The sequence below is a fragment of the Streptococcus australis ATCC 700641 genome (assembly GCF_000186465.1).
Lineage (GTDB): Bacteria > Bacillota > Bacilli > Lactobacillales > Streptococcaceae > Streptococcus > Streptococcus australis.
Map to the genome: position 1 here is coordinate 1,874,413 of NZ_GL636091.1, position 7,660 is coordinate 1,882,072.

Genomic DNA, 7,660 nt, shown 5'->3' on the forward strand with positions numbered 1-7,660 from the left:
TAACCTCATTTCCTTGACTTTATCATAGCAATTTTCAAGCTAGAAATCAAACAGCTCCTATCGAACGGTTTCAATCTTCCACTGATTCCACCCTCTAAAACGAATCGCTCCTTGCTGGTCTGTACGAAAAACAGTCATTTGTAACTCTTCGAAACGCTCCAAGGTTTCCTGATGAGGGTGCTGGTAACGATTTTTTTCACCCGCAGATATCAAGGCAATTTTTGCTTGGATTTTCTCTAAGAAGGCAGGGTGAGAAGAACCCTTAGAACCATGGTGGCCTGCTTTTAGGACATCCACGCGCAGTTGAGGATAACGGGCTAACAAGGTCTTTTCCCCTTCTTCTTCTAAATCTCCTGTAAAAAGGAAGGACCACCCATAAAAGCGTCCATAGAGAACAATGGAATCATTATTACTTCCATCTCCTACTTCTACCGGATAGAGGACTTCTGCACTCCCATCAAAGATTGATAACCGATTTCCAATCTCTAGCGTTTTCACCGGTAAGTTCAACCGTTTGAGCAAACGGACAAAAGAGTCTTTCTTTAAGCTTCCCTTAGAAATATTTATTTCCTTTATCCTAACCTTAGTCGCAAGCACTTCCAAATCTCCCATATGATCTGTGTCAGTATGCGTGAGAATCATATGATCAATCTGGTCAATCCCCCTGCTCTTGAGATAGGGGAGCAGGGTCCGTTCTGCATTGCTAGTAGACCTTCGGTTCTTCCATTCCTCCTTTTGGCCAAAGTCCACTTTTCCTCCTGTATCAATTAAGATCGTTTTTCCTCGCCAATCACGCAACAAAATACTATCACCTTGACCAATATCAATGATGGTAATCTCATTTTCTAAAGGATGCTTCACGATAGCAAATACAGAGCATACTAAGAGTAGAAAAAGATATCTCCATTTCTTAACCTTTCGCATCTCATAGAGACAAGCCAGCAAGCACAAAAGCAAGATGAAAAAATAAATGCTTGGCTGTCCAAAAACCAAGGATTTGCTAGTGAAGCTCGCTATATACTCCATACTTTTTTCCATCCAGACGAAGAAAGGATTCCAGAAGGTCAAGGGATAGAAAAAGGAGAGGAGAAAGACGACACTCAGACCTGGTAACAACAGAAGATCAAATAAGAGAGAAAAAATAAAGGTTAGAGGAAGAGACCAGGGTTGGTATTCTCCAAAGAAAAAGATGAGAAAAGGAAGAACCCCTAGTGTTAACACTAGACTTTCCTTGACGACTTTTCGGATTCCTGACTTCTCCTCTTCAGAAGAGGTGAGCGTCAATATAAAGGCATAGGCGCAGGATAAGAGACCTCCAGCAGTTAATAAGGAGGAAGGTAGGAGAACAATCAATAAAAGAAGGGTGACTCCCATATTTTCCATTCCTTTGAGCCCAGCCTGGGCCAGGAGTTTCTGTAAGACGCTTCGAACGACTGAAACCGAAAACCCCGTCATCCCAGCATAAAGAAGGGAAAACGGATAGAGGAGGATTACAACCTTCTCCTGTTCCAATCCCAAGCGGAGAAAGAATCGTCGAAAGGCATCTAAGAAAAAGGCAACCTGCATGCCTGACAAGGCAAACAGATGAATAATCCCCAAGTTCGAATACAGCTGGCTCATTTCCTCAAACTCGACGTCTAAAAAACCAAAAAGCAAGCCCGTCATATAGTGACTCATGGGCTGGGGAAAATGCTGGTGAACCCATACAAGGGCCTTCCTCCTCCAACTAGACAGCAGACCTATGAAATCTCTAGGCTCAGCAGGTCTCTTTTCAAGGATGTGGCTAATTTTCAAAAGGTGATAGATCCCTTGTGTTTTCAGATAAGCCTGGTAATCAAAACCCATAAAATTCCGCTGTTTTGTCGGGGGTTCTAATTCCCCTTTGATCCGTAATTCTAGCCCATGATCCAGGTGTTTAAAATAGGCTTGTTCTTCCTCTGACTGAAGCTGGTAGAAAACCTGAAAAGTACGGCTACCTGACTTGGCACGAAAGGATAAAGCATCTCCATTCACCTTGATGGTATCCGGTAAAAGCTGAATAACACTTGGGACCCTATGATCGCTTGACTCTCGTCTTCCTTGTTCGATCCGGAAAGCAAAACAAAGGGCAAAGAGGGAAAGAAACCCTATGAGGCACAAAAATCGTTTGTCCCCGTAGCGTCTCCTAAACAAGATGAGGAAAGCCAGCAGGAAGATTAGAGCGAGCCAGTGCTCCGTGTACATCCAGTAATAGAGAGCTAAGACCGGCAGGGTGAGATGAAATAAATGAATATGGAGACTTCTAATCCACTGTAACATGCTCTTTTAACTTTTCTAGCGTCTTTTGGCCAATCCCAGAAACATTTTTCAATTCATCAACAGATTGAAATTTTCCTTTCCCCTCTCGATAAGCAATGATATCCTGGGCTCGCTTTTGACCTATCCCAGAAATCGTCTGTAGTTCTGCTTCTGTTGCCGTATTGAGATTGACTTTCCCATCTTTTGACTGCTGTTCGCCACTTGTCGTTCCAGCAGATGCGGATGCAACAGGCGCTATCTCCTCTCCATTCTTAGCAACATAGACGATGGACTCATCCTCCAATTTTTGCGCCAAGTTGACGGATTGGCTGTTAGCTTCGTCTGTCATCCCTCCTGCTTTTTGCACTGCGTCATAGACCCGGCTCCCCACTGGAAGCTCATAAACCCCCGCTTGTCTGACAGCTCCCTTCACATCCACCATGATTTTCTCTTGAGAGGGCTCCATCTTTTCCTCACTCCTCTGCTGAGAGCTGGAAGAGAGGCTTGTGTCTTCCTTAGGAGACGTCTCCTGATCCACCATTTCTAACTGGGAAATGACAGTTTCCGGTGCTTGTGGGGGCTGCTTAGGCCAAAAGAGAAATAGTCCTCCAATTACCAAGCCCACAGCAGCCAAGCCTAAAAATAGTTTATATTCCTTGATCTTCTCAATCCACGTCTCCATAAATACCCCTTTTATTTTTATTATTCGTAAAAAATCGAAGAAATAAAAAAAAAGAAAGTCAAAAATCACATGATTTTTGACTTTCTTGTTCTCAAGAAAACTCATTAGTCCTTCCGATGCTTGTCTGGATCCCAAACGAAACTTGCGATATAACTAAACAAGAGGGTCAGTAGAACGACCACCAAGACAAATGGCAGGAGTAAAAACTTCAACAAACGGATGAGGATAAAAGGTTTCCGGTCATTGCGGAGTGCCTGAGATTCCGCATCTAAGCGATCAAACTCAGCCTGGATACGTCTTGCAACTTCTTCCACGCCCTCATCGTTCATCTTTGCAATATCAGAAATATCAATGGGATGCCCAAAGTTCATGTCAACCCGTTCACAAGTAGCTAAGCCTTTCAGGGTCATTGGACCCGTATAAGTAACAGGCATAATGCGTACCTTAGCCATCTTAGCAATCACAGCAACTCCACCCTTAACATCCTGTGAATGGCGACTTCCACTTGGAAACATAATCAAGGAACGCTTGCTTTTTTTGAGCATATTCACTGGGTATTTAATCGCAGCGGCACCTGGATTTTCACGGTCAATTGGGAAAGCCCCGCACATGCGAATCCACCAGCCAAAAATCCGATTGGTAAAGAGTTCTTTCTTAGCCATAAAGATAAATTGCTTGGGCTTGGTCGCAAAGGCCATGTAGACAGGATCCCACCAAGTTCGATGAGGAGCTACGAGAATGTAATTTTCTTCTTGACTCGGAATCAGTTCCTTATGATGATAATGAGCATTTCCATTCAGAACCCATAAAATAAAGGTCACTAAGCCACGTAAATAGGTATAAAACATGCTTTCTCCTTTGATAATTCTCTTGTTTATCCATTATACCTTATCCTTCTGTTCCCCGCAAATCTTTTCAAAAAGTTGCCAAGTCAACAAACCGACTGCATCTAGTCTTTTTCTTAAAAAAATGATATGATGTTTTTATGGAAATGAATGAATTAAAGGGATTAACCTATGAAGAGGTCCGCAAAAAAATACAGCGTGGCCAAACCAACGAATTTAAAGCGAATACCAGTACCAGTACCTGGCAAATCATCAAGCGCAATGTCTTCACCTTGTTTAATGCTTTGAACTTTGTGATTGCCGTCGCTTTGGTTGCGGTACAAGCCTGGAGCAACCTGGTCTTTTTTGCAGTCATCTGCTTTAATGCCTTATCCGGAATTGCCACAGAGCTCCGCGCCAAACGGATGATTGATAAATTGAATTTGATGAGTAAGGAGCTGGTCACTGTCATCCGAGCTGGGGAAGAAGAAACCATTGCCCCAGAGGAAATTGTCCTTGGTGACCTGATTAAGCTATCTGCTGGGGACCAAATTCCGAGTGATGCCCTCGTTCAAAAGGGAGTTGCTGAAGCCAACGAAGCCATGCTGACGGGAGAAAGTGACTTGGTTCTCAAGGAAGAGGGAGATGAACTTCTATCCGGTAGCTTCTTAGCGAGTGGCCAGGTCTACGCCCGTGTCAAACGTGTGGGGGCCAATAACTATGCCAATAAATTAATGGTAGAAGCGAAAACTCTCAAACCCATCAACTCCCGCATTCTCTATAATCTGGCTAAAATCTCTAGTTTTACTGGAAAGATTATTATCCCATTTGGAATTGCCCTCTTTTGTGAAGCCTTTTTAATCAAACTGCTTCCAATGAAAGATTCTGTGATTACCTCTTCCACTGCCCTCCTGGGCATGTTGCCAAAAGGAATTGCCCTTCTGACAGTAACCTCTCTCTTGACAGCTGTAATCAAGTTAGGAATGCGCAAGGTCTTGGTCCAAGAGATGTACTCTGTAGAAACCTTAGCTCGTGTGGATACTCTTTGTTTGGATAAAACAGGAACCATCACCCAAGGAAAAATGACTGTCAAAGGCATTCACTCGCTATCTGAACACTTTTCTGAAGAAACTATCGAAGTTATTCTCGCTGCCTATATGCAAAATTCCGAGGATAACAATCCAACTGCCCAAGCAATCCGCAAAGCATATGGCGAGTTAGAACACGCTTATTTAGCCGAATCAATCATTCCATTTTCAAGTGATCGAAAATGGGGTGCCATGACCCTGACCAACTTGGGAACCATTTATTTAGGGGCCCCAGAAATGCTCCTCAAAGAAAACCCTCCAGCGGTATTGGAAGCCCAAGCCCATGGATCACGAGTCTTGATTTTAGCTCGCAGTGTGGAAGCTATCGATATGCATGATTTGACTTTACCAAGTGATGTAGAAGCGATTGCCGTCATTGAAATCCTCGATCTAATCCGCGAAGGGGCTGCTGAAACCTTGGATTATCTTCGCTCCCAAGATGTAGATCTAAAAATTATCTCTGGTGATAATCCAGTCACTGTTTCTTACATTGCTAAGGAAGCTGGTTTTGAAAGCTATGAAAGTTATATTGACTGTTCTAAGATTGAGGACGATGAGTTGGTGGACCTAGCAGAAAGTACAGCCATTTTTGGACGGGTTTCTCCTCATCAAAAGAAACTCTTGATTCAAACACTCAAGGCTGCTGGTCGAACCACTGCCATGACAGGAGACGGAGTCAATGATATTCTAGCCTTACGAGAAGCTGACTGCTCCATCGTGATGGCTGAAGGAGATCCTGCAACCCGTCAAATTGCCAATCTCGTCTTACTAAACTCAGACTTCAATGATGTTCCAGAAATTCTCTTTGAAGGACGTCGGGTGGTCAATAACATTGGACGGATTGCTCCTATCTTCTTTATCAAGACCATTTACTCCTTCATCCTAGCCATTATCTGTATCGCAAGTGCTCTCTTCTTTGATGTCAACTACCTGTTGATTTTCCCATTTATTCCAATTCAGATTACTCTCATTGACCAGTTTGTTGAAGGATTCCCTCCATTTGTCTTAACCTTTGAACGAAACATTAAGCCAGTGGAAAAACACTTCCTCAAACGCTCCTTGCATCTGGCCTTACCAAATGCCTTGATGGTTGTCTTTAGCGTCTTATTTGTTCGTTTATGGGGAGCTCATCATGGCTGGTCTAGCCTGGACATGTCTACCCTTTCCTACTACTTGTTAGGATCTATTGGTTTCTTGTCCGTCATTCGGGCTTGTTTGCCACTCAATATCTGGAGAGGTCTCTTAATCATCTTCTCTGTTTGTGGTTTCTACCTTTCTGCCTTTTACTTGAAAGGTCTGATTGAAATCGGAACATTGACAGCTGTGACCTTCCCAGTCTACCTTGCCTTGATGTCCCTCTTTACAGGGATCTTCATCTTGGCTACGATTTATCAAAAATACGAGTTTGATTAAACAACTCTTGGATAAGGATGGAACAAAAGTTCTGTCCTTTGTTTTTTCTTATCCCTTTCTACGCTTTTCCACGTCCTCTTTTCATGCTATAATAGAGCCATGAACGATATCGAATTAAAAGACGGCGAACGCGTCAACCAACTATTTTCTAGTGATATAAAAATCATTCAAAACAGAGAGGTTTTTAGCTACTCTATTGATAGTGTCCTCCTGTCACGCTTTCCTAAACTGCCCAATCGTGGTCTAATTGTAGACCTTTGTGCTGGCAATGGTGCAGTCGGACTCTTTGCTAGCACGCGGACTAAAGCAACCATCGTCGGAGTGGAAATTCAAGAAAGACTCGCCGACATGGCAGAGCGTTCCATCCAATTAAATGGTTTGTCTGACCGTATGTCCATGATTACAGATGATCTTAAAAACTTGCCTCACCATTTCCCCGGTAGCAAGATTGACCTTATTCTCTGTAATCCTCCCTATTTTAAAGTCGATGAGCACTCCAATTTAAATGAAAGCCCTCATTATTTGCTAGCCCGTCACGAGATCACCACCAATCTGGACCAAATTTGTCAAGTGGCCCAACGGACCCTCAAATCCAATGGCCGACTCGTCATGGTGCATCGTCCGGATCGCTTCTTAGATATCATTGAAACCATGATACGCTACAATCTGGCTCCTAAACGGATTCAATTTGTCTACCCCAAGGTCCATAAAGATGCCAACATGCTCCTCATCGAGGCCATTAAAGATGGATCGCAGGATGGTCTAAAAATTCTTCCTCCACTGTTCATCCATGAGGAGGATGGGAGCTATACGCCGGAAATTCATGAGATTTATTATGGGAACTAAAGCTTATATGTATGTGGTCCAGTGTGCGGATGGAACCCTCTATACTGGCTACACCACCGATATCGAGCGCCGTATCAAAACCCACAACGCTGGCAAAGGCGCCAAATATACACGTCCCAGACTTCCTGTGACCTTGATCTATCAGGAGTCTTTTCCCGACAAAAGAGCAGCTATGTCTGCAGAAGCACTTTTTAAACGGAAGAGCCGAGAGGAAAAATTGACCTATATCAAGCATCAACAATCCAAGCTAGATTCAGAACAAAAAACACCTAAATGGTGTAAAAAACATTCTGTTTCCATACTAATTTTTATATATAATGGCTAGACGTTTTTTAAAAAATTAAATCTATCTTTTTAGTTATTTAAGAAGATTAAAAACTTTCCGCTGTGAGAAAAGTGCCTGAAACGTAATTGATTCAGGCACTCGAGAGTTTTGGAGCCTAAGGTCCAAAACTAAGTCATGGAACTTCTTCGAAGTTCGCTGACGTTCGTATTCACCTAAGGAAAGTTTCTAAAAGGACTTTGTCCTC

The 7,660-nt window shown here is 43.0% G+C and carries 6 protein-coding genes; 3 read left to right on the plus strand and 3 right to left on the minus strand.

Translation table 11 applies throughout. The features are described 5' to 3' along the window. Positions 1 to 57: 57 nt before the first annotated feature. From HMPREF9421_RS08785 to HMPREF9421_RS08795, 3 genes are all read right to left on the minus strand, one after another. Positions 58 to 2,298, minus strand: coding sequence for a DNA internalization-related competence protein ComEC/Rec2 (locus HMPREF9421_RS08785; RefSeq protein ID WP_006596665.1), 2,241 nt, complete (start codon positions 2,296 to 2,298; stop codon positions 58 to 60). Next, a complete protein-coding gene (locus HMPREF9421_RS08790; protein WP_006596934.1) occupies positions 2,282 to 2,959 on the minus strand; it encodes a helix-hairpin-helix domain-containing protein in 678 nt (225 codons plus the stop codon). Before HMPREF9421_RS08790 ends, HMPREF9421_RS08785 begins: the two co-directional genes overlap by 17 nt. Before the next feature lie 104 nt (positions 2,960 to 3,063). Next, positions 3,064 to 3,807 (minus strand): lysophospholipid acyltransferase family protein, encoded by a 744-nt coding sequence (locus tag HMPREF9421_RS08795; RefSeq protein ID WP_006596667.1) that lies wholly within the window; start codon positions 3,805 to 3,807, stop codon positions 3,064 to 3,066. Between the two features lie 137 nt (positions 3,808 to 3,944). Between HMPREF9421_RS08795 and HMPREF9421_RS08800 the strand changes: the two genes are divergently transcribed. From HMPREF9421_RS08800 to HMPREF9421_RS08810, 3 genes are all read left to right on the plus strand, one after another. Beyond that, complete coding sequence (locus HMPREF9421_RS08800; protein WP_006596669.1) at positions 3,945 to 6,284, plus strand: cation-translocating P-type ATPase; 2,340 nt, start codon at positions 3,945 to 3,947, stop codon at positions 6,282 to 6,284. 99 nt (positions 6,285 to 6,383) lie between these two features. Beyond that, complete coding sequence (locus tag HMPREF9421_RS08805; protein WP_006596670.1) at positions 6,384 to 7,130, plus strand: tRNA1(Val) (adenine(37)-N6)-methyltransferase; 747 nt, start codon at positions 6,384 to 6,386, stop codon at positions 7,128 to 7,130. Continuing rightward, complete coding sequence (locus HMPREF9421_RS08810) at positions 7,120 to 7,455, plus strand: GIY-YIG nuclease family protein (protein WP_050786743.1); 336 nt, start codon at positions 7,120 to 7,122, stop codon at positions 7,453 to 7,455. Before HMPREF9421_RS08805 ends, HMPREF9421_RS08810 begins: the two co-directional genes overlap by 11 nt. The last annotated feature ends 205 nt before the right edge of the window (positions 7,456 to 7,660 follow it).

Excerpts from the sequence above, each read along its gene's own strand:
- HMPREF9421_RS08785 (WP_006596665.1), bottom strand. The coding sequence starts at position 2,298 with ATGTTACAGTGGATTAGAAGTCTCCATATTCATTTATTTCATCTCACC.
- HMPREF9421_RS08790 (WP_006596934.1), bottom strand. The coding sequence starts at position 2,959 with ATGGAGACGTGGATTGAGAAGATCAAGGAATATAAACTATTTTTAGGC.
- HMPREF9421_RS08795 (WP_006596667.1), bottom strand. The coding sequence starts at position 3,807 with ATGTTTTATACCTATTTACGTGGCTTAGTGACCTTTATTTTATGGGTT.
- HMPREF9421_RS08800 (WP_006596669.1), top strand. The coding sequence starts at position 3,945 with ATGGAAATGAATGAATTAAAGGGATTAACCTATGAAGAGGTCCGCAAA.
- HMPREF9421_RS08805 (WP_006596670.1), top strand. The coding sequence starts at position 6,384 with ATGAACGATATCGAATTAAAAGACGGCGAACGCGTCAACCAACTATTT.
- HMPREF9421_RS08810 (WP_050786743.1), top strand. The coding sequence starts at position 7,120 with ATGGGAACTAAAGCTTATATGTATGTGGTCCAGTGTGCGGATGGAACC.